The organism is Helicobacter mehlei (genome assembly GCF_003660265.1).
Lineage (GTDB): Bacteria > Campylobacterota > Campylobacteria > Campylobacterales > Helicobacteraceae > Helicobacter > Helicobacter mehlei.
In genome coordinates this window covers 1-778 of the sequence record NZ_QXQP01000075.1, presented here as the reverse complement: position 1 = coordinate 778, position 778 = coordinate 1, and the positions used below count along the sequence as shown (strand labels likewise).

At 59.3% G+C, this 778-nt stretch carries 1 protein-coding gene; it reads right to left on the bottom strand.

The window, feature by feature from the left end; translation table 11 throughout:
• Positions 1–670: HAD-IC family P-type ATPase (locus EAO36_RS08305; RefSeq protein WP_205586173.1), on the bottom strand; the 670-nt coding region annotated here is incomplete at its 3' end.
• Between the last annotated feature and the right edge of the window lie 108 nt (positions 671–778).

Below are 778 nucleotides of genomic sequence, written 5' to 3'. Positions count from 1 at the left end.
CCTGTGCGATGGCACCCATCAGGGGTGTCAGTATCCCAAAGACCGCCAGCACCATCCCCAGGAAGGACAGTGCCATGCCACCGATGACACTCTGCAGGGCGATCCTGCGCATGCGTTTGCCAATGTGCAGGAGGTTATCCAGGCGTTCCAGGGAGGAGTCCAGCACCACTGCATCAGCAGCTTCCATAGTCACATCAGATCCAGCACCGAAGGCCACCCCCACAGTGGCGGCAGACATTGCGGGAGCATCGTTGATGCCATCCCCTAAGAAGAGGGTGGAGCCCCGCTTATTGAACTCACGGACCAGCGCCAGCTTCCCTTCCGGACTCACACCAGCATGGACGGTGTTAATACCGACCTTGCCTGCCAGGTACTCCACCTCTGAGGAACGGTCACCGGAGATGATCATGGTTTCGGTGGTGCCATGCCTCTTGGCAAGGTGTGCGATGAAATCAGCGGCAGCAGCACGTGGTTCATCCCGGAACTGGATGAAGGCGGCAAACTCACCACCAATGAGCATCACCGATTCCATGCCTGCCTGATCCTGTGGCAGGAATGAGGAATCAATCAAGCTCTTGCGGTTGCTCAGCATGACCGCATGCCCATCAACCACCCCGCTCAACCCCTGGCCGGGTTTCTCCGAAATAGCGGTGACAACAAGACTGTCCACCCCCCCGGCGCACCGCCTCCTCCACAATGGCCGTGGCCAGTGGGTGGCGGGAATAACGTTCAATGGCTGCAGCCAGCGCCATGACATAATCCTCATCCCACCCAGCCG